Origin of the sequence: Nonomuraea sp. NPDC050404, assembly GCF_040655495.1 — a bacterium.
In the GTDB taxonomy this organism is placed as follows: Bacteria; Actinomycetota; Actinomycetes; order Streptosporangiales; family Streptosporangiaceae; genus Nonomuraea.
Genome location: NZ_JBFAKB010000001.1, coordinates 926,814 through 951,967 on the forward strand (window position 1 = coordinate 926,814; position 25,154 = coordinate 951,967).

The following is a 25,154-nucleotide window of genomic DNA, read 5'->3' on the forward strand; positions in this document are numbered from 1 at the left end:
GCGAAAAAGGGCCCTGTACACCAAACCAAGCGCTTGCTACGCTCCGCCCATGGTGTCCACGATCGTCTGGGGTACCGGCAACATCGGCCGCGCCGCCATCCGCGCCGTCGCGGCCCATCCCGCGCTCAAGCTGACCGCCGTGCTCGTCAACGATCCGGCCAAGGCGGGCCGCGACGCGGGCGAGCTCGCGGGGCTCGGCCGCCGCCTCGGCGTCGCGGCGAGCACCGACGTCGAGGCGGCGCTGGCCGCCGCTCCCCGGGCCGTCGTCTACGCCGCCTCCGGCGACCTGCGCCCCGCCGAGGCCCTGGCCGACGTGGTACGCGCCATCCGCGCGGGCGCCGTGGTCGTCACCCCGTCCCTGTACGCGCTCTACGACCGGCGCGGCGCCCCGCCCGAGGCCAGCGAGCCGGTGCTGGCCGCCATCGAGGCCGGCGGCGGCTCCCTGTTCGCCTCCGGCGTCGATCCCGGCTGGGCCAACGACGTCCTGCCGCTGCTGGTCAGCGGGCTGGCGACGACCATGGACGCCGTACGCTGCCAGGAGATCTTCGACTACACCACCTACGACCAGCCCGACGTGGTGCGCTACCTGGTCGGCATGGGGCAGCCGATGGACTACCGGCCGCCGATGCTCGCCCCGACGGTGCCCTCCATGGTGTGGGGCGGCCAGATCCGGCTGATGGCCAGGGCGCTCGGGGTGGAGCTGGACGAACTGCGCGAGAGCGTGGCGCGCCGCCCGCTCGACGACACGGTCACCACCGCGGCGATGGGCGTGTTCGAGTCGGGCACCCAGGGCGCGGTCCGCTTCGAGGTGCTGGGCATCGTGGGCGGGCTGCCCCGCATCGTGATCGAGCACGTCACCCGCATCCACCCGTCCTGCGCCCCCGACTGGCCGCAACCGCACTCCGGCGCGGGGTCACACCGGGTGATCGTCGAGGGGCGGCCCCGCATCGAGGTCACGGTCGAGGCCACCGACGAGGACGGCAACCGGGCCGCGGGCGGCAACGCCACGGCCGTGGGCCGCCTGGTGGGGGCCATCGACTGGCTCGTGGAGGCCCGGCCGGGACTCTACGACGCGCTGGACGTGCCATTGCGCCCGGCCATCGGCAGGTTAGGAAGGAGAGGCGTATGAGGGTCGACGTCCCGGAGGGCAAGGACGCCATCGAGTATGTCTGGGGCGAGATGATCCCCGGCATCGGCGTCGCCGCCTCGCGCTTCTCGCTGGCGGTCTACTCGCACACGACGCTCGGGCTGCGCGAGTTCGAGGCGGCCAGGCTGCGGATCGCGCAGATCAACGGCTGCGCGTTCTGCCTGGACTGGCGGACGGAGCGGGACGGGGTCAAGGTCGAGGACGACTTCGCCGAGTCCGTCACGCGGTGGCGCACGAGCGACGCCCTCGACGAGCGCACCCGGCTGGCCGCCGAGTACGCCGAACGTTATGCCCTGGACCACCACGGCCTCGACGAGGAGTTCTGGACCCGGATGAGCGCTCACTACCAGCAGCGGGAGATCGTGGAGCTGAGCATGTGCCTCGGCTCGTGGCTGTCGTTCGGCCGACTCAACCGCGTTCTGGGCCTGGACACCGCCTGCCATCTGCCCAGCTCGGGCGGCAGGTCGCCCGCCGGCCGCCCCGACGGCCCGTCCGCCGACCCCGGCCGCCCCGACGGCCCGTCCGCCGACTCCGCCCGCCCTGACGGCCTGACCGCCGACCCCGGCCGCCCTGACGGCCTGACCGCCGACCCCGGCCGTCCCGTGGGCACTTCGCCGCGGTCGGAACCGGAATCGAGGCCGCTGAGATGAGCGATGACGTCACCCGCCGCGGCTTCCTGACCGCGACCGGCACCCTGCTCGGCACCGCCGCCCTCGGCGGCACCGCCACCGCCACCGCCCGCGCCGGCGGCCCGATCGTATCGGGCGCGCGGGTGCCCGCCCTGGTGATCGGCACCGGGTACGGCGGCGCGGTGGCCGCCCTGCGCCTGGCCCAGGCGGGCGTGCAGACCCACCTGATCGAGATGGGCATGGCCTGGGACACCCCGGGCACCGACGGCAAGATCTTCTGCAACACGCGAGAGCCGGACTACCGCTCCTACTGGCTGCGCACGCGCACCAAGGCGCCGCTCAACTACTTCCTCGGCTTCCCCATCGACCGCGACATCCCCCGCCACACCGGCATCCTGGACGCCGAGGAGTTCGGCGGCATCACGGTCTACCAGGGCCGCGGCGTCGGCGGCGGCTCGCTGGTCAACGGCGGCATGGCGGTCACGCCCAGACGCGAGAACTTCGCCACCGTCCTGCCCACGGTCAACGCCGACGAGATGTACGGCACCTACTACCCGCGCGCCAACGCCACCCTCGGGGTCGGCACGGTGGACCCGGCCTGGTTCGACACCACCGACTGCTACCAGTACGCCCGTGTGGGCCGCAAGCACGCCCAGCGCTCGGGGTTCCCGTTCGTGTTCGTGCCCGACGTCTACGACTGGAACTACATGAAGCAGGAGGCGGCCGGCACCGTTCCCAGGTCGGCGCTGGCCGGCGAGATCCTCTACGGCAACAACCACGGCAAGAAGTCGCTGCAGCGCACCTACCTCGCCCGGGCCGCGGCCACCGGCCGGGTCACGGTCTCGCCGCTGCACCGGGTCACCTCGGTCGCCCCGGCCGCGTCGGGCGGCGGCTACACGGTCGTCATCGACCAGCTCGGCACCGACGGCGCCACGCTCACCACCAAGACGGTGACCGCCGACCGGGTGTTCTTCGCCGCGGGCAGCGTCGGCACCAGCAAGCTCCTGGTCAAACTGAAGGCCACCGGCGTGCTGCCCCGCCTCAACGGCGAGATCGGCAAGGGCTGGGGCGACAACGGCAACGTCATGTGCGGCCGGGCCAACCACCTGTGGGACCCGACCGGCAAACTCCAGTCCGCCATCCCCTGCTGCGGCATCGACAACTGGGCGGCGGGCGGCGCGTTCGCCGAGGTCGCCCCGCTGCCCACCGGCATCGAGACCTTCGCCTCCTTCTACCTGTCCATCACCGCCAACCCGCACCGCGCGCAGTTCACCTGGAACGCGGCGGCGGGCAGGGTGGAGCTGAACTGGCAGACGGCCTGGAAACAGCCGTCGATCGACATGGCCAAGACGATCTTCGACCGGATCAACGCCAGGGAGGGGACGATCTACCGGACCGACCTGTTCGGCATCTACAAGATCTGGGGCGACCACCTGACCTACCACCCGCTGGGCGGCGCCGTCCTGGGCAGGGCCACCGACGGCTACGGCCGCCTGACGGCCTATCCGGGCCTGTACGTCATCGACGGCGCGCTGATCCCCGGCAACACGACGGTCAATCCGTTCGTCACCATCACGGCGCTCGCCGAGCGCAACATCGAGCACATCATCGCCACCGACCTTTGACCGGGATTTAATCCCCATATAGGCACCGGACCGTATTACGCGAATATTTTCAAATCCCGGTAATGACAAATTGCAAACCCCGCCGCTAATCTTGCCTGGGCCGGCAATCATGGACGACGGAGGAGCCGCGAGGGGCACGACAGGCGTGCCCTTACCGCCACCCTCACATCGGCCCTGGTCCCTGCGGCGGGGCTCCGGTGATAACACCCGCCGACCCCAAGAGCAAGACCATAAGGCGTAACGCGATCGGCATTATCGGCGGCTGCACACTCGTGCCCGCCGTGCCAATCCATGGCCTGTCGTGAAGGGAGTTCCCATGTCGCATCCGAACGGGCCGGATCCCACTGGACCGGTCTGGGAGCTCATCAGGGGCGTGTGGCGGTTCGCCGCGCTGTACGCCCTCGTCCGCCTGGAGGTCCCCCAGGCGCTCAAGGAAGGCCCCCGCTCGGCGGAGGAACTGGCGCGGCACTGCGGGGCGGAGCCCGCCATGCTGGCCAGGGTGCTGCGCTCGGCGGCCGGGCTCGGGCTGCTGCGGTCGGCCTCGCCCGGGGCGTACGAGCTGACCGAGACCGGCGCCGTCCTGCTGCCCGACCATCCGCGCTCGCTGCATCCCGGCGTGCTGACCACGGCGGACCCCGCCATGATGTACGCGCTGATGACGCTGACCGAGACCGTGCGCACGGGCGAGCAGGCGTTCGTCGGCAAGTACGGCCCGCTCTACCGGCACCTGGCGCAGGACAGGGAGCTGGCGGCGCAGTTCGACGCGTTCATGGACGCGCGCTCCAGGCCGTTCGCGCGGGCGCTGGCCGAGCGCTACGACTTCTCCGGGGCCAGGACGATCGCGGACGTGGGCGGCGGCAAGGGCCACATCCTGGCCACGATCCTGCGCGCCCATCCGCACCTGCGGGGCGTGGTGGTGGAGCTGGAGCACACGGCGCCGGCGGCGCGGGCGTACCTGGCCGGGCGCGGGGTGGGCGACCGGGCCGGGGTGATCACGGGTGACTTCTTCGCGAGCGTGCCGATCGAGGCCGACCTGTACCTGCTGTCGAACGTCATCCACAACTGGGACGACCCGGAAGCCATCAAGATCATCGAGAATCTGCTGGCGGTGATGCCGGACAGCGCGCGGATCCTGTTCGTGGACATGGTGCTGCCCGACGACGACAGCCCGCACATGGGCAAGGAACTGGACATGCGCATGCTGGGGGTGTTCGGGAGCGGGCGGGAGCGCTCGTTGTCGGAGTACACGGCGCTGCTGCGGCAGGCCGGGCTGGAGGTCACGGACGTCGCCGAGCTGGCCCTTTCCACCAGCGTGATCGAGACGGTCCGCGCCTGATCGTCCGTAGCCGCCCACCTCTGTGTGCTCGTTCGTAACTCGCGGTCCATCCAGGAGGTCTACGGTGCGCCCCATGACGATGCGCAGGTTACTCGCGAGTGTGTTATCCGCGGTGCTCGCCGGCGGTACGGTCGCCGTCGTGCTGACCCAGACCCCTCCCGCCACGGCCGAGCGCCGCGGCGAGGACCCCATCGTGATCGCCCACCGGGGCGCCAGCGCCCACCGGCCCGAGCACACGCTCCTGTCGTACGAGGCCGCCATCGCGATGGGCGCCGACTACATCGAGCCTGACCTGGTCGCCACCAAGGACCACGTGCTGGTGGCCAGGCACGAGAACGAGATCTCCGGCACCACCGACGTGGCCGCGCGCACCGAGTTCGCCGACCGGCGCACCACCAAGACCGTGGACGGCCGGCCGATCACCGGCTGGTTCACCGAGGACTTCACGCTGGCCGAGCTCAAGACGCTGCGCGCCAAGGAACGCGTGCCCGACCTGCGCCCCGACAACACCGCCTTCGACGGGCTCGCCGAGATCCCGACGTTCGAGGAGGTCGTACGGCTGGCACTGCAACACGGCGTGGGCGTCTACCCCGAGACCAAGCACCCCACGTACTTCGACTCCATCGGCCTGTCGCTGGAGGAGCCGCTGCTCGACGTGCTGAACAGGAACCGGGTGCGCAAGGCCTACATCCAGTCGTTCGAGACGGCGAACCTGCGCGACCTGCGCGGCCGGACGCGGCTGCCGCTGATCCAGCTCATCACCTTCGGCGGCGCGCCCTACGACTGGGTGGCCTCCGGCAGCACCCGCACCTACGACGACATGGTCAAGCCGGAGGGCCTGCGCGAGGTCGCGCGTTACGCGAACGGGATCGGCGTGGACACCCGGCGCGTAGTGCCGGTGGACGCCTCCGGCGCGACCACGCGGCCCACCACGCTCGTCGCCGACGCCCACCGCAGGCGGCTGGACGTGCACGTCTGGACGGTACGCAACGAGAACTCCCAGCTTCCCGCCGACTACCGGCAGGGCAACCCGGCGAGTCCCGTCTACCCGAGGGCGACCGGGAACGTGATGGGCTGGTTGTCGCGGCTGCTGGAGCTGGGCATCGACGGCGCCTTCTGCGACGACCCCGCCATGGGCAGGGCCGTGGTGTCGGGCCGCTCCTGAGGCGCGCGGGCGGGACCGTCCACCGACGATCCCGCCACCATCAGGGGGTGGGAAGGCGGGACCGTCCATCAAGAGACGCGGAGGCGGGACCGTCCCGCCTCCCTCACCACGATCAGGTACGGCGCCAGCGGGCCTCCCCGAAGCAGTACCCCGCGAACAGCAGCACCCCCAGCGCCACCACCGCGAGCAGCCAGGGACCGGCCGGGGTGTCGGCGAACTGCCTGAGCGTCGCGTCGATGCCGCCCGCCTTGTCCGGGTCGTAGGTGATCGCCGCCTGCCCGATGAAGACCCCGGCCAGCGCGGCGATCGCACCCCTGGCCACGTACCCGCCGAGCCCGAGCCGTTCCATGGCGGTACGCGCCTTCGGGGACATGCGCCCGAGGTCGAGCTCCTCCTTGAAGCCCTTCGTCAGGCCCCTGTGCACCCAGTACACGCCGAGCACGACGAGGCCGAGCCCGAGCGCGCCCACGATGACGGGGCCGGCGGGCAGGTCCAGCAGCTTGGCCGTGATGTCCTGCGACTTCTGGTCGTCGGACGGCGCCTTGTGCGTGGTCAGCATGCTGATCAGGGTCGTGACGACCAGTCCGTACACCACCACCCGCGCCACCGACTCGGCACGTTCGAGGGCTTTGCCGTGGCCGAACAGCGCCTCCGACGCCTGCCAGAGCGCCAGCGCGACGAATCCGGCCACCATGATCCACAACAGCACGGCCCCGAAGGGCAGCCCGGCGAGCGTGGAGATGGCTCCGGCCTTGTCGGCCTCCTGGGAGCCGTCGCCCATGGCGATCTGCAGCGCCACCACGCCGATCAGCGCGTACAGCACTCCACGGCAGGCCAGGCCCACCCGGGTCAGCATGGCCATCGGCCGGCTCGCGGCCGCCTGCCGCGTCGCCTGCCTGGCCTGTCGTCCAGCCTGTTCCGCAGTGTTCACCGTTCCTCCCAAGGTTTTCGGGAAGGTTTTCGAGTGCCCCGGAAAAGCGCTTCTACGCGTGTGAGCCGCCGACCGGCCGGTTACATTCATGCGGTGAGGCAGGATCAGCACGGCCTGGAGGTGTCGGGCGCGAGTGCCGCAGGGGTGCGGCACTACGACCGGGCGATCGAGGAGTTGCTGCACTTCCGCGCCGAGGTGGAGGCCGAGTCGGGCGCCGCGCTGGCCGAGTCGCCGGACTTCGCGATGGGTCACGTCCTGGCGGCCTATCTGGGGCTGCTGACCACGGAGGCCGAGGACGCGTGGGCGGCTCGGGAGCGGTTCGGCGCGTACGTGCGCGGGATCGACCAGGGCGCGCTGCTGCCCCGCGAGCGGGCGCACGTGGCGGCCGTACGGGCGCTGCTCGGCGGCGACTTCCTGACCTGCGGGGCGCTGCTCGCCGAGATCACGGCCGGGCATCCGCGCGACGCCCTGGCGCTGGCCGCCGGGCACCAGGTCGACTTCTTCACCGGCGACGCGCGGATGTTGCGCGACAGGATCGGCGGCGCGCTGAGCGCCTGGCGGGAGGAGGACCCGCACTTCGGTCACGTGCTCGGCATGTACGCCTTCGGCCTGGAGGAGGCCGGGCACTACGACCGCTCGGAGGAGGTCGGGCTGCGCGCGGTCGAGCTGAACCCGCGCGACGTGTGGGGCGTGCACGCGGTGGCGCACACCTACGAGATGCAGGGCCGCTTCGGCGACGGCCTGCGCTACCTCGACGCCCGGGTGGCCGACTGGTCCACGGGCACGTTCTTCAACGTGCACACCTGGTGGCACTACTGCCTGTACGCGCTGGAGACCGGCGACCTGCCGCGGGTGCTGGCGATCTACGACTCGGTGCTGGCGGGCGGGCGGTCCAGCATGGAGCTGCTGGACGCCGCGGCGCTGTTGTGGCGGCTCCACCTGGAGGGCTCCGACCAGCACGAACGCTGGCAGGCGCTGGCCGAGGCGTGGCCGGCCCGGGTGGCGGAGCCGTTCTACGCCTTCAACGACATGCACGCGGTGATGTCGTACGTGGGCGCCGGGCGGATCGCGGAGGCGGAGAGGCTGATCGCGGGACGGGAGGCGTACGTGGCGCGGCCGCATCCGGGGGTCACCAACCACGACATGACGCTGCGGGTGGGGCTGCCGGTGTGCCGGGCGCTGGTGGCCTACGGCCGCGAGGACTACGGGACGGTGGTGGACCTGCTGCATCCGATCAGGCACCGGGTGGCCGAGTTCGGCGGCAGCCACGCGCAGCGCGACGCCGTGCAGCGCACGCTGCTGGAGTCGGCCCTGCGGGCGGGGCGGCGGGAGGTGGCCAGGGTGCTGGTGAGCGAGCGGATCTGGGTGCGGCCGTGCAGCCCGTACAACTGGCTCAAGAAGGCGGCCCTGGCCGACGTCGTCGGTGACGGCGCGGCGGCGGCACTCGACCGCGATCGCGCCGGCGAACTGGCCCGGTCCGGAATTGTCGGCGCGGCCCGGTAGTTTCTCCACACATGAACCGGCAACTCACCCTGATGGTCGTGCACGCCCATCCCGACGACGAATGTCTCAGCACGGGCGGCATTCTGGCCCGCTACACCGAAGAGGGCATCCGCACGGTCCTGGTCACCTGCACCAACGGCGAGCAGGGCGACGACCAGGGCGGCCTCAAGCCGGGCGAGCCCGGTCACGACGACGAGGCGGTGGCCCGGCGTCGGCTCGGCGAACTGCAGGAGTCGATCGCCCATCTGGGCATCGACCACCTGGAGCTGCTCGGCTACCGCGACTCGGGCATGGTCGGCTGGGAGACCAACAACCATCCCGAGGCGTTCGCCAACATCCCGGTCGAGACGGCCGCCGCCAAGCTGGCCGCGCTGATGGAGCACTACCGGCCGCAGGTCGTCATCACCTACGACGAGACGGGCGGCAGCGGTTACGGCCACCCCGACCACGTGCAGGCCCACCGCATCACGGCGGCCGCCGTCGAGCGGACGGGCATCCCCGACAAGTTCTACTACACGGCCATCCCCCGGTCGGCGATCAAGCGCATGTTCGAGATGATGCGCGACAGCGGCGCCGATCTCGGCGGCTTCGAGCCCTCCGACGACTTCGGCACCCCCGACGAGCGCGTGACCAGCGTCATCGACGTCTCCCCCTACGTCGAGCGCAAGCTCAAGGCGCTGCAGGCGCACGAGAGCCAGGGGGAGAACATCTTCCTGCTGCGCATGCCGGAGGAGGCGCAGCAGCAGGTGTTCTCGCACGAGGCGTTCGAGCGGGTGCTGAACAAGGTGGACGCGCCGAAGCACGAGGAGGACCTCTTCGCGGGGCTGCGCGACACCTGACGCGCGAAACACACGAAACGCAGATATTTGCCGAATAAATCGGAAATGGCCATCCGATTTATTCGGCATGCTTTCATGAATACCCTGATAGCATCGCCGGAGCAGCCTTTGAGAAAATCGTCGGCAAGCCGTATCCGGACCAGAATGCGAAATACTTTCAGAGCGCGCTGAGATCCGCGCCGGACTGGGCAGCGACGCCGACAGTCCCCGTACGGAGCGCTCAGTGACCGAGGCAACCGAGTTCCCCCGCACAGACGGCGGCGAAACACGTCATCATTACGCGGCCGAGGGAATCCAGAGCTTCATCCGCACGTTTGAAAACATGCGCACCCGGCCGAGCGCCAGAAAAGGCGACGTGCCGCTCCCGATTCTCTCCCTTTTCGGCCCGTACGACGTCACCGCCAAATTCGCGCAGATCCTGCACGGCCGGTGCAAGGGCACGCCCAGCGCCTGGGCCGAGTCGCGCAACGGCGGGAAGGCGGACGGCGGCCCACCGGAGAGTGAGCCCTGCTCCGCGCTGAGCGAGACCTTGCTCAAGGCGGCCATGGACTTCGCCTCCGCGGGCCCCAGCAAGGAGCCGCAGCTTCGATTTCCCCTGTTCACCCAGGTGCACTGGATCCTGGACATGGAGTTGCCCGGCGATCCGCACCAGGGCATGCGCAAACACATCGCGCAGGAGATCCGGCGCCGGCAACTGCAACTGCGGCCCAGCTCCAAGATGGAGCATCGGGGCCTGCTGAAGAATCTGCGCGCCTACTTCGAAGGGCCGCTGAGCGCGTACGCGGCGGCGGCTGCTCTCATCAGCAAGCCCCTCGCGGACAGGCTCGGGCCGACCTTCGGTCTGGGTGCCATCGCCTCGGCCTTCGTCCTGGGCGTCATTCACGTCCTGCTGCTCTCACGGAGCTGGGCGGGATGGCGGCGCTATCGGTGGTTCATCCGGCAGCCCTACTTCATGTCACACAACACCAAGCACCGCCCGCAGAACTTCCGCGAGTTCGTGGAGCGCGTCATGCAGGCGCGCCTCAAGGTCGAGGCGGAATCCGGCCGCGCGGAGATCAGCGACCGGTTGCGCGCGGAGATCCGGCAGGAGTCGGAAGAGATCCAGCTCCTCCTCGTCAACGCCTTCCTCGAGGATCTGCGCCAGGGGTTCGAGCGGCGCCGGCTCCGGTTCCCGCGGCGGGCCGCATGGGTCAGGACGGTGTACCCGGTCCTCTTCGTCGATTCGGCCGCGGATCCGCAGGCCAGTGTGCGGCTGTTGCGGCGGATCGAGCAGGTGCGCGCCAGGATCCCGAAGTCCGACCCGCTCTTCGTGATCCACCTCGCCCCGTCGCAGGACATGGACGCGATCGCGTGGGAGACGGGTCCGGCGACGCCGACGTCCGCCAGGGTCGCCGAAGCCGAGCGGCTGTGGAGCCAGTGGCAGCGGAGCCTGCGGACCAACCGCGCTCTGGGCAAGGTCCGGCACCTCGGCCTGCACTTCCGGGACGAGGACGCCCGGGCGGCGGACGCGGTGGCCAGGCCCGTCTCCGTCGAACGGCCGCGCCGTCCACCGGTGCTCGCCAACCGCTGGCTGCCGAGAGCGGCCATCGTCGGCCTCTTCCTGCTGCCCGCGTCCGTCCTGGGGTCACAGTTGCCGGCCTATTGCAGCCAGGGAGTCTGGCGCTCCAGCAACGGTGACTGCATCGGCATCACCGACGGCGCCCACATCTTCCATGATCGGCTCCAAGACGTGACGAAGGAGATCCAGCAGGCCAATCACGAGATCGACGGTCTGCGACAACCGCATGTCACGATCGTCTATGTCGGCGCGATGACCACCGCCAAGAAATCCGCCGTCGAAGACCTGACGGACGAGCACGGCGAACTCGTGGGCCTGGCGATCCGGCAGCGGAAGCTCATCAACGAGGGCGGCGACGACAGCACCGTCCAGATGCGGATCCTGATCGCCAACGCGGGGAGCGGGTTCGAGTCCGGCGGGATCATCGCGGACGCGATCCTGGAGCGGATGCGCACCGACAGGACCATCGTGGGCGCGATCGGCTTCGGCGAGAGCAGGAGCGGGACCAACGACGCCATCAACCGCCTCACCTCGGTCTTCCTCCCGATGCTGGGCACCGCGGCGACCTACGACGATCTCGGCAGGAAAAAGGGCCGCCCTTCGCCCTCCTACCTGCCGACGATCCCGCTCAGCAGCGAAATCGCCGACATCTCCGTTCTGTGGGCGCGCTCGGGAAAGCTCGGGCGTCCCGCCAAGTCCGCGAAAGTCTTCGTGGACAGGTCCATCACCGACCTTTACAGCCGCGACATCGGGGAGCGCTTCGCCGCCAGGTTCAGAGAACTTGGCGGCACTGCGGACACGGAATATTACGGCGACGCCAACGAAGTGCGCGCGTGGCTGAACAATTATTGCCGGGAGGGCGTCCAGTACCCCGATCTGTTCTACTACGCGGGGCGCGCGACCCAATTCATCAGCTTTTTCGAGGCACTGTCCGGTTCGGTGTGCGATGACGTCATGATTCTGGCCGGGGATGCCGTCGCCGAGTATGTGGACGACAACAGGGCCAAAATCGCTGCGACGAAAGACGTCAAGCTCTATTACACGCCGCTGGCCTCGAAGGAGGCTTGGGAGCAGGAGCGTCCCCTGACTCCGGCCCCCTTCTACGGCCTGTTCGAAAGCTACGTCGCAGCCCTGCCGAAGAGCCAGGGCGCCGCCAAGCTGCACCCGTCGCCGACCTTCGCCGTGCTGGCCTACGATGCCGCGGAGGCGATGATGCGGGCCGCCCAGAACGCCTATCTCTTCCAGGACGACGACACCGATGACCCGCGTGAGCACATCATCGACCGCGGCGGCCTGCTCACCGCTTTCGGGCAACTCGGGGACCTCGATGGTGCCAGCGGTCTGCTCACCTTCGGGCAGGAACCCACGTCCAAGCAGGACACCACGTCAGGCAGGCGGGCCATCGATCGACCGGTGTTCCTCGCGACCGTCACCCCCACGGGGGCCATCTCGGTGATCGGACGGTGCGGGCGCCTCAATGCGAAGGTGCCGACCTGCGACATCTCCGACGAGATCGACAAGTATCGGAACCAGATGGCGAGCCAGGCCAATATCGACCCACAGGCCAACTCACAGGCGAACTCACAGGCGAACTCGCAGGCGAAGGAGACGGAGAAGGAGGCGAAGACGCGAGACAAGCCCACCGGATAGCCGACCGGCGCCTCCCCGTTATCACCCACGTCTCGGCCTGGTCACCCGCCTCCCGCCCCTGCCGCCGCCTCCCGGCCCTGCCCAGCCGTCCTTCGGCCCTATCCAGCCGCTCCTTGACCGCATCGCTGCCGTACTGCCGCAGCCCTTCGAGCGTGGACCACCGGGCGCAGTGGTGGGTCCGCCGGTGCTCGGCGAACAGGGCGGGCAGGAATGCCGTAGTCTCTGGCCTCCTCCAGCACCGCCATCGGCCCGTCCACCCCGCCCGCCAGAACGGCCAGGCGGGCCTGCTCGACCTTCGCGTCCCACTCGCGCTGGGTCTGGCACTGGGGCCGTTCCAGAGCGTGAAAGCCGGCGTACAGGTGACGGATCAGCTCGTGGAAGGAGCCCTGCCGTTCCAGGCCCGCTGCCGTCCAGGAGTATGTCTCGTAGGCGGCCCATTCCCCCGCCTCATCGACGTCGCCGGGGTCGAGGAACAGCACGCCCGCGTCGGCCCCGTGCGAGAGCATCAGCCCGCGCCGCAGGATGGCCGCCTCGTCAGCGAATTCGTCGAATTCGTCGTAGGCCTCCGCATACATCCGGTCCAGGTCGCGCAGCCAGCCGAGCTCGCCGGTGCCGCGCAATTCGCCGCCGAAGCAGCCAAACATCTGCCAGCCATCGCTGACCAGGAGAAACTCCCGCAACGACGGCGGCAGCACGCACCCCAGCCGCTCCTCCAGGGCCGCCACCTGCTCCTGCGAGGCGGGCGGGTGGCCGAGCCAGCCGTCGGTGAGCGGCTTGCCCAGCTCCGTGTGCGGCTGCGCCCCGGCGATGAACAGCTCCTCGTTCCAGCGCTCCAGGAACGCCTTCCAGCCGGTACGGTCCACGCTGCTCCGCCCTTCCTCTCATTGATCGCGGCGAGGACATCTCAGCAGAGGCGACCGACATTCCGCGTTCCCACCGGGTCGTTGAAAGTTTCACCGGCGGGGCGGTCGTCACCGCAGATCGTCGCGAAACCTCACCCGACACGGTTGAGATCCCACTACGGCGATGCTTACGGTGCTGACATCCGTCCGGTCAAGGAGCCCGCCATGCGCGCCCGTGTCATCCAGGCCCTGATTCTGACCCTGCTCGCCCTGGGTCTCGGCGTTCCGCAGGCCCACGCCCAGGTGGTGGGCGGGTTCGACTTCGCCAGGGCGGAGGTGTCGGTCACCGGGCTGCAGGTGCCGTGGGCGATGGCGTTCCTGCCGGACGGCAGCGCGCTGGTCTCCGAGCGGAACACCGGCCGCGTCATGCGGGTGCGCCCGGGGCAGACGCCGGCCGCGGTCGCCACGATCAGCGGGGTCAGCGCCTCGGGTGAGAGCGGGCTGCTCGGCATCGCCGTCTCGCCGTCGTACGCGCAGGACGGCTGGGTGTACGCCTACTTCACCAGCACCAGCGGCGACAACCGCCTGGTCAGGTTCCAGCTCACCGCCCCGCAGACACAGCCGGTGATCTTCTCCGGGGTGCCGAGCGCGACGATCCACGACGGCGGCCGCATCGCGTTCGGCCCCGACGGCATGTTGTACGTGGCCACCGGCGACGCGGCCAACACCGCCAACGCGCAGAACCTGAACACCCCGGCGGGCAAGATCCTGCGCATGACGCCCACCGGCGGCGTCCCGTCGGGCAACCCGTTCGCGAACTCCCGCGTCTGGAGCTACGGCCACCGCAACGTGCAGGGCCTGGCCTGGGACGGGCAGGGCAGAATGTACGCCACCGAGTTCGGCCAGAACACCACCGACGAGATCAACCAGATCGTCGCGGGCGGCAACTACGGCTGGCCCACCTGCGAGGGCACCTGCTCCAACCCCTCCTTCCGCAACCCGATCGTCACCTGGACGACGGCGCAGGCTTCGCCGAGCGGCCTGGCGTACGCCAACAACACGTTGTTCGCGGCGGCGCTGCGCGGCCAGCGGCTCTGGGCGGTCCCCCTGACGAGCAGCGGCGGGGCCGGCACGCCGGTGGCCGAGTTCCAGTCCGCCTACGGGCGGCTGCGCGCGGTGGCGGTCGGGCCGGACGGCTGGCTCTGGGTGGCGACCAGCAACCGCGACGGCCGTGGCACCCCCGTGGCGCAGGACGACCGGATCGTCCGCGTCCCACCGGCGACGACCGGCACCGACACGTCCCCGCCGACCGCGCCTGGAAGCCTGACCTCCCCGGGCACGACCGCCACCACGGCCTCGCTATCCTGGACCGCCTCGACCGACAACGTGGGCGTGACCGGTTACGACGTCCTGCGCGCCCCCGGCACGTCGGGCGGCACGTTCACGCAGGTGAGCACGTCGGCGACCACCTCGTACACCGACACGGGCCTGACCGCGAACACCTCCTACCGCTACCAGGTCCGCGCCCGCGACGCCGCCGGCAACCTGTCCCCGGTCTCGAACACGGCCACGGTCACCACCTCCGGCTCCCAGAGCGGCGGCTGCACGGTCGCGCCGACGACCCAGACCGACTGGGGCAGCGGCTACGTGATCCAGCCGGTCACGGTCACCAACACGGGCACGACCACGCTGAACGGCTGGACGGTGAGGTTCACGCTGCCCGCCGGCCACACCCTCACCGGCTCCTGGAACACCACGCTGACCACCGCCGGCCAGACCATCACGGCAAGAAGCACCGGCAACAACGGCACCCTCGCCCCCGGCCAGAGCACCTCCTTCGGCTTCCAGGTACGCCGCCCCACCCCCGACAACCAGGTCCCCTCCGGCTACACCTGTACCAGTCCCTGACGCGCGGCCTCCGAGAGGTGACCACGGAGCCGGGCAACTTGGGCTCGCGTAGCGGCGGGCCACCGGTGACGGGTTCAGCGGCCGTTTCCTGGAGGGCCATCAGCCGAAGTGCGGCGAGTGGCGGACCACGGCACCGCGTAAAGGATGAGGGATCATTGAGGGAGGAGCTCGCCGGAGCCGCGGATGATCAGGCGCGTCGGGACGGTCATCCTGCGGGCCTTGGAACGATCGCCGTCCAGGCGGGAGAGCACGAGAGCCGCCGCCGCCGCCCCCACCGCCGCCGCGTCCTGGGCGACCGCCGTCAGCGGCGGGTCGAGCGCCTCAGCCAGCGGAAGGTCGTCGAACCCGACCAGCGCCACGTCCTTGCGCCCCGCCCGCGACAGCGCCACCACCGCCCCCGTGGAGGCCAGGTTGTTGCCCGCGAACAGCGCCGTAGGCGGCTCGGCCAGCGCCAGCAGCCGCGCCGTGGCCCGCGCCGCCGCCTCCTGGTCGTGCCCGTTCTCCACCAGCGAACGGTCGAACGGCAGCCCGGCGGCGTCGAGCGCGTCGCGGTAACCCTGGAAACGTTCGCGGCGGGTGTAGAGGGTGGCCGGCAGGTCGCCGACGAAGCCGATCCTGCGGTGCCCGTGCGCGATCAGGTGCGCCACGCCGGCCCGCGAGCCCTCCCGGTTGGCGCTGACCACGCAGTCCGCGGTCAGGCCCACGGCCGGCCGGTCGAGGAAGACGATCGGCAGCCCCGCCATCCGCTCGGCCCGCAGGTGGCGGTGCTCGCCGGCGGCGGCGGGCACGATGATGAGGGCGCTGACCCGGCGGGCCAGGAAGGTGGCGATGAGCGACTGCTCCAGCGCGGCCGACTCCTCGGACGAGCCGACGATGAGCGTGAGCCCGCGGGCGCGTACGACGCTCTCGACGCCGCCGGCGACCGTACCGAAGAACGGGTTGCCCAGTTCGGGGATGACCAGGCCGAGCGTGGCGTCCCGGGCGCCCACCCGCATGTTGCGGGCCATGAGGTTGGGCTGGTAGCCCAGCTTCCTGACCGCGGCCATGACCCGCTCGCGTGTCTCCATGGCGACCGGGCCCTCGTCGTTGAGCACCCGGGAGACGGTCTTGGCGGTCACTCCGACCTCACGGGCCACATCTGTCATCGTCGGACGCCGCATTCGGCCCATGCTAGCCACCTCTGATCAGGACGGCTCAGGACAGGCCGATCGCCTTCGCCGCGTCCGCGTCCGCCACCACGGCCTTGCCCTCCGACACCCGCAGCGCGCCGGTCATGATGGCCACCACCTCGGCCATGCTGTGCTCGCGTGGGCTGAGCTCGGCGACCCTGCGGCCCAGGCGCTGGACGTGTACGCGGTCGGCGATCTCGAACACGTGCGGCATGTTGTGGCTGATCAGCACGACCGGCGTGCCCCGGTCGCGGACCTGCCTGATGAGGTCGAGCACCTGGCCGGACTCCTTGACGCCGAGCGCGGCCGTGGGCTCGTCCATGACCACGACGTGCGTGGCCCACGCCACCGCCCTGGCCACGGCGACCCCCTGCCGCTGCCCGCCGGACAACGTCTCGACCGGCTGGGTGAGCGAGCGCAGCCCTATCTTGAGCTCGGCCATGTGCCTGGCCGACTCCGCGCGCATCCGTTTCTTGTCCAGCATCCGGAAGATCTTGCCGAGCGGGCCGGGTTTGCGCAGTTCGCGGCCGAGGAACATGTTCGTGGCGATGTCGAGCGAGGCCGCGATCGCCAGGTCCTGGTAGACGGTCTCGATGCCGAGGCGGCGGGCGTCGAGGGGGTCGCGGAAGCGCACGGGCCGCCCGTCGAGCCGGATCTCGCCCGCGTCGGGCTGCACCGCGCCGGTCAGCGCCTTGATCAGGCTCGTCTTGCCCGCGCCGTTGTCGCCGATCACCGCGAGCACCTCGCCGGGCATGAGGTCGAAGTCGGCGCCGTCGAGCGCGGTCACGTGCCCGTACCGCTTGACCAGGCCGCGCGCCTGAAGCACCGGGGTGGTCTTCGCGTCCTCCTGCGTCATCGCATCCTCCTGCGGGAGAGCTGGTCGACGGCGACGGCGAGGATCACCAGGACGCCGGTGATGAGCGTCTGATAGATCGACGGTACGCCCATGAGCTGCAGGCCGTTGCGGAACACCCCCACGATGAGCGCGCCGACGAGCGTGCCCAGGACCAGGCCCCGGCCGCCGAACAGGCTGGTGCCGCCGAGCACGACCGCGGTGATGCTGTCCAGGTTGTCGGTCTGGCCGGCCTGCGGGTCGCCCACTCCGGTACGGGAGACCAGGAGCAGGGCGGCGATGCCGTACACCAGGCCGGCGAGGGTGTAGACGCCGACGGTCAGGCGGTTGGTCCTGATACCGGTCAGGCGGGCCACCTCGGGGCTGTTGCCTAGCGCGTACACGTGACGGCCCCACGCGGTGGAGCCCAGCAGGTACGCGAACAGCAGGAACAGCAGGATCGTCAGCAACGAGCCGTAGGTGACGTTCGTCTGACCGAGCTGGAAGGTCTGGCCGAGGAAGGTCAGCAGCGCGGGCAACTCGGTCACCGTCTGCTCATTGGAGTAGATGTGGGTCAGGGCGAAGACCACGTTCAGCATGCCGAGCGTCACGATGAACGGCGGCAACGAGATCCGCGTCACCAGCAGCCCGTTGACCAGCCCGAACCCGGCGCAGACGGCGAGCCCGGCGGTCAGGGCGAGCAGCGGCGGCAGGCCGGAGTCGACGGCCAGCTTGGTCATCACGATCCCGCCGAACGCCATGATCGCGCCGCAGGCCAGGTCGATGCCCGCGGTCAGGATGATCAGGGTCTGCCCGATGGCCAGCGTGCCGACCACCATGACCTGCTGGATGATGAGGGAGAAGTTGGACCCGGTGAAGAACTGGGCGCTGTTGAGGCCGAAGAACACGCAGGCCAGCAGGAGCGCGGCGAGCGGCCCGGCGACGGGGGTGCTGATCAGACGGCGCGGCAGCGGCGCCTCCATCACGGCCATCCTCAGCCCCAGCAGTTGGCCAGGCCGAAGGCGGTGTCCTTGGCCTCGACCCCGGTGACGGACTTGTCGGTGATGAGCGTGACGCCGGTGTCGGTGTAGCCGGTGGCCTTCTGGCCGCCCTTGGCGAACGTGGCCACCGCCTTGACGCCGTCCTCGGCCATCTTCAGCGGGTACTGCTGGCTGGTGGCGGCGATCTGGCCGGACTCCACGGCCTTGGTGCCGGTGCAGCCGCCGTCCACGGAGACGACCAGCACGTCCTTGTCGCGGCCCTTGGCCTTGAGCGCGGTGTGCGCGCCCAGCGCGGCGGGTTCGTTGATGGTGTAGACGAGGTTGATGTCGGGGGCCTTCTGCAGGCAGTTCTCCATCGCGGTCTGGCCCCTGGCCTGGTCGCCGCGGGTGTCCTGGGAGCAGACGATGGACGGGTCGCCCTCCTGGACGCCGAATCCCTTGAGGAACCCGTCGTGCCTGAGCTGACCGACCGTGATGCCGGGGGCCAGGTCCAGCGTGGCGATCTTGGCGGGCTTGCCGGCCATGGCGGCCTTGGCGTACTGGCCGATCAGCTCGCCGGCCTTGAAGTTGTCGGTGGCGAACAGGGCGTCGGTGGCGTCCTGCGGCTCGGTGGGGGTGTCGAGGGCGATGACGAGCACGCCGGCGTCCCTGGCCTTCTTGATCGCGGGGACGATGGCCTTGGTGTCGCTCGGGGTGATGAGGATGCCTTTCACGCCCGCGGCGACCATGTTCTCGATGGCGGTGATCTGGGCGGCGTTGTCGCCGTCGAACTTGCCCGCGGCGCTCATCAGCTCCAGCCCGTTGGCCTGGGCGGACTTCTGCGCGCCCTCCTTCATCTTGACGAAGAAGGGGTTCGTCTCGGTCTTGGTGATCAGGCCGACCTTGGCGGTGGCGGAGGCGCTCTGGCCGCCGCCGCTTGCGCCGCAGCCGGTGATCAGGAGTGCGGTGACGAGGAGTCCGGCCGGAAACTTCGCATTCATGGCGGTTCCTATCAGGGGGGATTCAATGTCAACGATGACATATGTCAACGTTGACATCGGCTGTGCTGCGATGATGAACTCCGATTCGGGAAACGTCAATGCCCCTGAGCCGTAACAAGTCGGCAACGCGTCCTCACGAAAGGCAGGCCCGATGATCGCTGTGCTGGGCGAGTGCGTCGCCGACGCCATCACCGACGAGCAGCACGCCGGTGATGGAGGGCTGGCGTTGCGGGTGTGGGCCGGGGGCGGGCCCGCCAACACGGCGGTGGCGCTGTCGCGGCTCGGCACGCCTGCCCGCTTCCTCGGGCGCGTCTCGCACGACGTGTTCGGCACGCTGTTCCGCGACCGCCTGACCGCCTCCGGCGTGGACCTGTCGGCCTGCGTGACGGCCGAGGAGCCCAGCACGCTCGCCGTCGCCGCGCTCGACGAGCGCGGGCGGGCCGACTACACCTTCTACGCCACCGGCACGGCGGACTGGCAGTGGACGCCGCAGGAACTGGACCTGGCCAGGCTCGGCGGCTCCTCCTGCCTGCACACCGGCTCGATCGCGCTGGTCAAGGGGCCGGGCGGGGAGGCGGTCGAGGAGTTCGCCAGGGCGGCCGCCGCGCGGGCCACGGTCTCGATCGACCCCAACGTCCGGCCCAGCCTGGCCGCGAAGGACGACTACCGGGTCGAGCGCTGGTGCTCCTTCGCCGACATCCTCCGGCTCAGCGACGACGACCTGGACTTCCTGCTGCCCGGCGTGCCGCCGGAGCACGCCTGCGACACCTGGCACGCCGCCGGCGCCCGGCTCGTCGTCGTCACCAGAGGAGCGGCCGGGGCGCTGGTGTCGGTGGACGGCGAGCGCGCCACGGTCGCCGCGCCCTCCGTGCGGGTCGTGGACACGGTCGGCGCGGGCGACTCGTTCACGGCCGGGCTGCTGCACACCTTGGACGCCAAGGGACTGCTCGGCGGCCGGCTGGACGGGCTCGACCTGGAGACCGCGGTGGCGGCGGCGGAGTTCGCGGCGCGGGTGTCGGCGCTGACGTGCGCGGTGGCGGGCGCGAACCCGCCCTGGGCCGACCAGCTCTGAGCGGCCCGGGGCGGGATTCACGCGGTCTTGCGCGCCTTTACGGAGCGGCGGGTGTACGGAGCGGCGGGCGTTTCAGAAGTCGAACTCGTCGACGTTGTCCTTGGTGAACACGAACGGGTCGCCGAGCAGCACGGTGCCGTCCTTGCCGACGGTGTAGTCGCCCAGCTTGCCCGCCTTGAACTTGTCGCCCTCCTTGCCGGAGATCATCCCGGAGGCCAGCGCGCCACCGGTGTAGGCGGCCAGGTAGCCCAGGTCGGACGGGTTCCACAGGGCGAAGGACTTGACCGTGCCGTCCTTGACGTACGCGCGCATCTGGTTCGGCGTGCCCAGGCCGGTGAGCTGGACCTTGCCCTTGTACTCCGAGCCCGACAGGTAACGGGCCGCCGCCGCGACGCCGACCGTCGTGGGCGAGATGATGCCCTTCAGGTTCGGGTACTTGGCCAGCAGGCCCTGCGCCTCCTGGAAGGACTTCTGGTCGTCGTCGTCGCCGTAGACCGTGGAGACCAGCTTGAGCTTGCTGTTCTCCGGCTTGGCCAGTTCGGTCTTCATCATCTCGATCCAGGCGTTCTGGTTGGTCGCGTTCGCGGTGGCCGACAGGATCGCGATCTCGCCGCCGTCCGCGCCGACCGCCTCGGAGATCAGTTTGACCTGGGAGGCGGCGATGCCCTCCGCGCTGGCCTGGTTGATGAACACGTCGCGGCAGGACGGGTTGGTGTCGGAGTCGTAGGTGACGACCTTGGCGCCGGCGGCGCGGGCCTCCTGCAGGGCTCCGCAGATGGCGTCCTTGTCGTTGGCCGAGACCACGATCACGTCGGTGCCCTGCTGCGACAGCGTGTTGATGTAGCTGACCTGCGCCGACGGGCTGGCCTCCGAGGGGCCCGTCTGACTGTAGACGCCCTTGAACTCCGCCACCGCGACCTTGCCGCCCTTGTTGTCGGAGGCGTCGAAGTAGGGGTTGTTCACCTGTTTCGGCAGGAAGGCGATCTTCAGGCCCTCCTTCATCACGGCCGCCCCGCCGCTCGCGGCCGGCTGGCTCGCGGTGGTGGCGGGTTCGTCGGCGGCGCAACCGGTGACGGCCAGGCTGAGCGCGGTGAGCATCGCCAGGGCGACGGCCCGGCCTCCTCGAATTCTTGACATGGTCTGTCCTCACTCCTGGGGCAGGGGGGCGGCGGGTCGTCGCCGGCGCAGCCGTTCGCGCAGCATGGCGGCGACGTTGGGTCCCACGACGGAGACGATGAGCAGGGATCCGGTGATGATGGTGAGGGTGTTGGCGGGCACGTAGGCCAGTTGCAGGGCGTTGCGCAGGGTGCCGAGCAGGATGACCGCGGCGATCACGCCGATCAGGCCGCCCCGCCCGCCGAAGATGGACACGCCGCCGAGCAGCACGGCGGCCACGACGGCCAGTTCGAGTCCCATGCCGTTGTCGGCGCGGGCGCTGGCGTAACGCAGCGTCCAGAACACCCCGGCCAGCGCCGACATGGCGCCGGTCGCGACGAACAACCAGAATTTGGTACGGGCCACCGAGATGCCGGTGAAGCGGGCGGCCTCGGCGTTGTTGCCCATCGCGTACAGGCCGCGGCCGATCGGGGTGGCGTGCAGGACGAGGCCGAAGAGGAGCGCCAGCACGGCCACCACGATGATCATCCAGGGGATGGTCAGGCCGGGGATCGCGGTGATCGCGCCCATCGTCCACTCGGGCGGGTAGTCGGCCACGGCGCGGTCGCCGAGCACGACGTAGGCCAGGCCGCGGTAGAGGGCGAGCGTGCCGATCGTCACGGCCAGCGACGGCAGCCCGAACGCGGTCACGAACACCCCGTTCACCGCGCCGAGCAGCGCGCCCACCAGCAGGCTCACGATGATCAGGACGGGTAGCGAGGAGATGCCCCACAACCACATCTGGCCCATGATGGTGCAGGTCAGGCCGAGGATGCTGGCCACGGACAGGTCGATCTCGCCGGTGATGATCACCAGGGTCATGGGCAGCGCGATCAACGCGATCGGGATGACCTCCAGCGTGACGAACCGCCAGAACCGCGGGCTCGCCACTCCTTCGATCATGACCGCGCCCAGCACGGCGACCAGGACCAGGGCCACGATCAGGGCGGCGTCCCACGACCCGGCGACCGCCCGCACCCGCGCCACCCACCCGGCCCCGCCCTCCACCGCCCGCTCAGCCACGACCGCACCTGCCTTCCTTCCGGTACGGCTCCGCCACGGCCGTCCTCTCCACGCGGCAGGGCCCGGCCACGGCCGTCCTCTCCAAGCGGCAGGGCTCAGCCATGGCCGTCCTCTCCAACGGGCGGGGCTCAGCCATGGCCGTTCCTTCCTCTCAGCGATTGGGCGAGCCGGACGGCCAGCGCGCGGTCCAGGCCGATGGCGGCCAGGATCAGCGCGCCCACCGCGGCCCGCTGCCAGAACGGGCTCACCCCGAGCACCGGCAGCGCGCTGCTGATCGTGGTGAGCAGGACCGCGCCGAGCGCGGCGCCGTACACCGAGCCGCTGCCGCCGAAGATGGCCACGCCGCCGACCACGACGGCCGCGACCACGTTCAACTCAAAACCGTTGCCGGCGTTGGCGTCGAGGGTGCCGAAGCGGGCCGCGTACAGGACTCCGGCCAGGCCCGCCAGCGCGCCGCTGGCGACGAACGCCGCGAAGACCCGCCTGCCGACGGGGATGCCGGCCAGGCGGGCGGCGGCCGGGCTGGAGCCGATCGCGTACAACTCCCGGCCGCTGCGGTACGTACGCAGGTAGCAGCCCGCGGCCACCAGCACGACCACGGCGAACAACGCGAGCACCGGCACACCCAGGATCGTGTTGCTGCCCATCCGCAGGAAGCCCGGCGGCATGTCGGCGGCGTTGATCTGGCGGCCGGTGGCCCAGGTGTAGTCGATGCCGCGGAAGACGTACAGGGTGCCCAGGGTGACCACGAGCGCCGGGACGCGGGCCGCGGCGATGAGCCCGCCGTTCACGACCCCGCAGGCCGCGCCGAGCAGCACGCCGAGGACGAGCGCCACCGGGATGGGCAGGCCCGGGTCGGCCACGAACAGGCTGCCCGTCGCGAACGCCGACAGGCCCAGCACCGAACCCACCGACAGGTCCACGTTGCGGGTGATGACCACGATGCTCTGGCCGACCGCCAGGATGGCCAGGATGGTCGAGCCGAGCAGCAGGTCCTTGATGCCCTGCGCGGTCAGGAAACGCGGGTTGACCAGCACGGTCACCCCGACGAGCAGGATCAGGGCGAGGACGATGCCCATCTCCCTGATCACGAAGACGCGCTGGACGAGACGGGCCCGCCCCTTGGCCCCGTCGATCACCCCAACCGCCGTCACTCCGCACCTCCCGATCCGGCCGGGTGGCTCCTGATCACCCTCATGCGGCACCGCCCTGGCCGGTGGCGGCCAGCATCACCGGTTCCTCGCCCGCCTCGGCGCGCGGGATGTCGGCGACGAGGCGGCCCTCGTGCATCACCAGCACGCGGTCGGCCATGCCCAGCACCTCCGGCAACTCACTGGAGATCATCAGCACCGCCACGCCCTGCCCGGCCAGCTCCGACAGCAGCCGGTGCACCTCGGCCTTGGTGCCGACGTCGATGCCGCGCGTGGGCTCGTCCACGATGAGCACGCGCGGCTCGGTCGAGAGCCACTTGGCCAGCACCACCTTCTGCTGGTTACCGCCCGACAGGGTGGAGACGGGGTCGGTCAGCCGGGCGGTCTTGACCTGCAGACGTTCGCTCCACTCGCGGGCCGCCGCGCGCTCGCCGCCGCCGAACAGCAGGCCCAGCCTGCTCAGTGACCAGCGCCGGGTGAGGGTGGCGTTGCGTTCCACCGACAGCTCCATCACCAGGCCCTGCTGGCGCCGGTCCTCCGGCACCAGGGCCAGCCCGGCGGCGATGGCCCTGCCGGTGTCGCCGGGTGGCAGCCGTACGCCGTCAAGGAGCACCTCGCCCGCGTCGTAGCGGTCGATGCCGAACACCGCGCGGGCGACCTCGCTGCGCCCCGCGCCGACCAGGCCCGCCAGGGCGACGATCTCGCCGCCGCGCACCGTGAACCCCACGTCGGCGAAGACGCCGTGCCTGGTCAGGCCCCTGACCTCCAGCCGGGTCTCTCCCGTGGCCGCCTCCTTCTTGGGGTACATCGAGGACACCTCGCGGCCGACCATCCTGCGTACGAGCTCGTCCACGGTGAGCTCGTCGGCCGGGCCGGTGGAGACCCAGCGGCCGTCCCGCATGACGGTGACGCGCCGGCACAGCGCGAAGATCTCGTCGAAGCGGTGGGAGATGAACAACACCGCCGCGCCCGACTCACGCAGCGAGGCCACCACCGAGAACAACCGGTCGACCTCCACGCCCGACAGCGCGGCGGTGGGCTCGTCCATGATCAGGATGCGGGCGTCGAACGCCAGGGCCTTGGCGATCTCCACGAGCTGCTGGTCCGCGATCGACAGCCCGCGTGCGGGACGGTCGGGGTCGAGGTGGATGCCAAGTCTTGCGAATAGTTCGGACGTGGCCAGCCGCATGGCCTTGGCGTCTATGCGGCGCAACGATCGCAGGGGCTGGCGGCTCATGAAGATGTTCTCGGCCACGGACAAGTCGGGGAACAGCGTCGGCTCCTGGTAGATCACCGCGATGCCGGCGGCCTGGGCGTCGGCGGGACCGGCCGGGGCCAGTTCTTTCCCGTCCACCGTCAGAGTGCCCGCGTCCGCCGGATGGGCGCCGGCCAGGATCTTCACCAAGGTCGATTTGCCTGCGCCGTTCTCGCCCACCAAACCGTGCGCCTCGCCGACCCACAGGTCCAGCTGCACGTCGCGGAGCGCTTGAACGGCGCCAAAAGACTTGCTCACGTTGCGTAGCGAAAGGATGGGAGGTGATTCACTCATGTGCCCTCCGGCAACGTTTTCGGCAAAACGTTTTAAGTGTCCAGACGGTAGAACGGCGGGCCGTGACGTGTCAATAGGTCGTTAAGCTG

General features: G+C 70.4%; 21 protein-coding genes. 10 read left to right on the forward strand and 11 right to left on the reverse strand.

The window, feature by feature from the left end; genetic code table 11:
* The first annotated feature begins 49 nt into the window (after positions 1 to 49).
* The 5 genes from AB0I81_RS04095 (at position 50) to AB0I81_RS04115 (ending at position 5,902) form a co-directional block, all read left to right on the forward strand.
* Complete coding sequence (locus AB0I81_RS04095; protein WP_360649508.1) at positions 50 to 1,129, forward strand: dihydrodipicolinate reductase; 1,080 nt, start codon at positions 50 to 52, stop codon at positions 1,127 to 1,129.
* Positions 1,126 to 1,797, forward strand: a complete 672-nt coding sequence (locus AB0I81_RS04100; RefSeq protein WP_360649511.1) for a carboxymuconolactone decarboxylase family protein — start codon at positions 1,126 to 1,128, stop codon at positions 1,795 to 1,797. The genes AB0I81_RS04095 and AB0I81_RS04100 overlap by 4 nt, the downstream gene beginning before the upstream one ends.
* Entirely contained in the window at positions 1,794 to 3,401 is a 1,608-nt protein-coding gene (locus AB0I81_RS04105) for a GMC oxidoreductase (protein ID WP_360649514.1), read from the forward strand. Before AB0I81_RS04100 ends, AB0I81_RS04105 begins: the two co-directional genes overlap by 4 nt.
* A gap of 316 nt (positions 3,402 to 3,717) precedes the next feature.
* A complete protein-coding gene (locus AB0I81_RS04110) occupies positions 3,718 to 4,737 on the forward strand; it encodes a methyltransferase (protein WP_360649517.1) in 1,020 nt (339 codons plus the stop codon).
* Positions 4,738 to 4,810: 73 nt separating this feature from the next.
* Positions 4,811 to 5,902, forward strand: coding sequence for a glycerophosphodiester phosphodiesterase (locus AB0I81_RS04115; RefSeq protein WP_360649520.1), 1,092 nt, complete (start codon positions 4,811 to 4,813; stop codon positions 5,900 to 5,902).
* 112 nt (positions 5,903 to 6,014) lie between these two features.
* On the opposite strand, the gene AB0I81_RS04120 is transcribed toward AB0I81_RS04115, so the two are convergent.
* The gene (locus AB0I81_RS04120; protein WP_360649523.1) at positions 6,015 to 6,833 is read right to left on the reverse strand and encodes a DUF1206 domain-containing protein; all 819 of its coding nucleotides are present in this window, start codon (positions 6,831 to 6,833) and stop codon (positions 6,015 to 6,017) included.
* A 93-nt stretch (positions 6,834 to 6,926) separates the two neighbouring features.
* Between AB0I81_RS04120 and AB0I81_RS04125 the strand changes: the two genes are divergently transcribed.
* The gene (locus tag AB0I81_RS04125) at positions 6,927 to 8,336 is read left to right on the forward strand and encodes a tetratricopeptide repeat protein (protein ID WP_360649526.1); all 1,410 of its coding nucleotides are present in this window, start codon (positions 6,927 to 6,929) and stop codon (positions 8,334 to 8,336) included.
* Positions 8,337 to 8,347: 11 nt separating this feature from the next.
* Entirely contained in the window at positions 8,348 to 9,175 is an 828-nt protein-coding gene (locus tag AB0I81_RS04130) for a PIG-L family deacetylase (protein ID WP_360649529.1), read from the forward strand.
* 276 nt (positions 9,176 to 9,451) lie between these two features.
* Here AB0I81_RS04130 and AB0I81_RS04135 read toward each other — a convergent pair whose 3' ends face one another.
* Positions 9,452 to 9,721 carry a hypothetical protein gene (locus AB0I81_RS04135; RefSeq protein WP_360649532.1) on the reverse strand — a complete coding sequence of 90 codons (270 nt, stop codon included), beginning with the start codon at positions 9,719 to 9,721 and terminating at the stop codon, positions 9,452 to 9,454.
* Positions 9,722 to 9,806: 85 nt separating this feature from the next.
* Here AB0I81_RS04135 and AB0I81_RS04140 point away from each other — a divergent pair, with 85 nt between their 5' ends.
* A complete protein-coding gene (locus AB0I81_RS04140; protein ID WP_360649535.1) occupies positions 9,807 to 12,383 on the forward strand; it encodes a hypothetical protein in 2,577 nt (858 codons plus the stop codon).
* Between the two features lie 98 nt (positions 12,384 to 12,481).
* On the opposite strand, the gene AB0I81_RS04145 is transcribed toward AB0I81_RS04140, so the two are convergent.
* The gene (locus AB0I81_RS04145) at positions 12,482 to 13,246 is read right to left on the reverse strand and encodes an SMI1/KNR4 family protein (RefSeq protein ID WP_360649538.1); all 765 of its coding nucleotides are present in this window, start codon (positions 13,244 to 13,246) and stop codon (positions 12,482 to 12,484) included.
* Between the two features lie 204 nt (positions 13,247 to 13,450).
* Between AB0I81_RS04145 and AB0I81_RS04150 the strand changes: the two genes are divergently transcribed.
* Positions 13,451 to 15,133, forward strand: coding sequence for a PQQ-dependent sugar dehydrogenase (locus tag AB0I81_RS04150; protein WP_360649541.1), 1,683 nt, complete (start codon positions 13,451 to 13,453; stop codon positions 15,131 to 15,133).
* Positions 15,134 to 15,285: 152 nt separating this feature from the next.
* Here the strand turns inward: AB0I81_RS04150 and AB0I81_RS04155 are convergent, their stop codons facing one another.
* From AB0I81_RS04155 to AB0I81_RS04170, 4 genes are read right to left on the reverse strand one after another with little or no spacing between them, the layout of a single operon-like run.
* Positions 15,286 to 16,293: a LacI family DNA-binding transcriptional regulator gene (locus AB0I81_RS04155; protein WP_360649544.1), complete on the reverse strand. Its 1,008-nt coding sequence runs from the start codon at positions 16,291 to 16,293 to the stop codon at positions 15,286 to 15,288.
* 34 nt (positions 16,294 to 16,327) lie between these two features.
* The gene (locus tag AB0I81_RS04160; RefSeq protein WP_360649547.1) at positions 16,328 to 17,158 is read right to left on the reverse strand and encodes an ATP-binding cassette domain-containing protein; all 831 of its coding nucleotides are present in this window, start codon (positions 17,156 to 17,158) and stop codon (positions 16,328 to 16,330) included.
* Positions 17,155 to 18,117, reverse strand: coding sequence for an ABC transporter permease (locus AB0I81_RS04165; RefSeq protein ID WP_360649550.1), 963 nt, complete (start codon positions 18,115 to 18,117; stop codon positions 17,155 to 17,157). The genes AB0I81_RS04160 and AB0I81_RS04165 overlap by 4 nt, the downstream gene beginning before the upstream one ends.
* Positions 18,118 to 18,128: 11 nt before the next feature.
* Positions 18,129 to 19,115 carry a sugar ABC transporter substrate-binding protein gene (locus AB0I81_RS04170; RefSeq protein WP_360649553.1) on the reverse strand — a complete coding sequence of 329 codons (987 nt, stop codon included), beginning with the start codon at positions 19,113 to 19,115 and terminating at the stop codon, positions 18,129 to 18,131.
* A 151-nt stretch (positions 19,116 to 19,266) separates the two neighbouring features.
* On the opposite strand from AB0I81_RS04170, the gene AB0I81_RS04175 reads away from it, so the two are divergent.
* Entirely contained in the window at positions 19,267 to 20,187 is a 921-nt protein-coding gene (locus tag AB0I81_RS04175; RefSeq protein WP_360649556.1) for a carbohydrate kinase, read from the forward strand.
* 72 nt (positions 20,188 to 20,259) lie between these two features.
* On the opposite strand, the gene rhaS is transcribed toward AB0I81_RS04175, so the two are convergent.
* The 4 genes from rhaS to AB0I81_RS04195 form a co-directional block, all read right to left on the reverse strand.
* A complete protein-coding gene (rhaS, locus tag AB0I81_RS04180) occupies positions 20,260 to 21,324 on the reverse strand; it encodes a rhamnose ABC transporter substrate-binding protein (RefSeq protein WP_360649559.1) in 1,065 nt (354 codons plus the stop codon).
* A gap of 9 nt (positions 21,325 to 21,333) precedes the next feature.
* Entirely contained in the window at positions 21,334 to 22,365 is a 1,032-nt protein-coding gene (locus tag AB0I81_RS04185) for an ABC transporter permease (RefSeq protein ID WP_360649562.1), read from the reverse strand.
* A 128-nt stretch (positions 22,366 to 22,493) separates the two neighbouring features.
* The gene (locus AB0I81_RS04190) at positions 22,494 to 23,519 is read right to left on the reverse strand and encodes an ABC transporter permease (RefSeq protein WP_360649565.1); all 1,026 of its coding nucleotides are present in this window, start codon (positions 23,517 to 23,519) and stop codon (positions 22,494 to 22,496) included.
* A gap of 40 nt (positions 23,520 to 23,559) precedes the next feature.
* The gene (locus AB0I81_RS04195) at positions 23,560 to 25,065 is read right to left on the reverse strand and encodes a sugar ABC transporter ATP-binding protein (RefSeq protein ID WP_360649568.1); all 1,506 of its coding nucleotides are present in this window, start codon (positions 25,063 to 25,065) and stop codon (positions 23,560 to 23,562) included.
* Between the last annotated feature and the right edge of the window lie 89 nt (positions 25,066 to 25,154).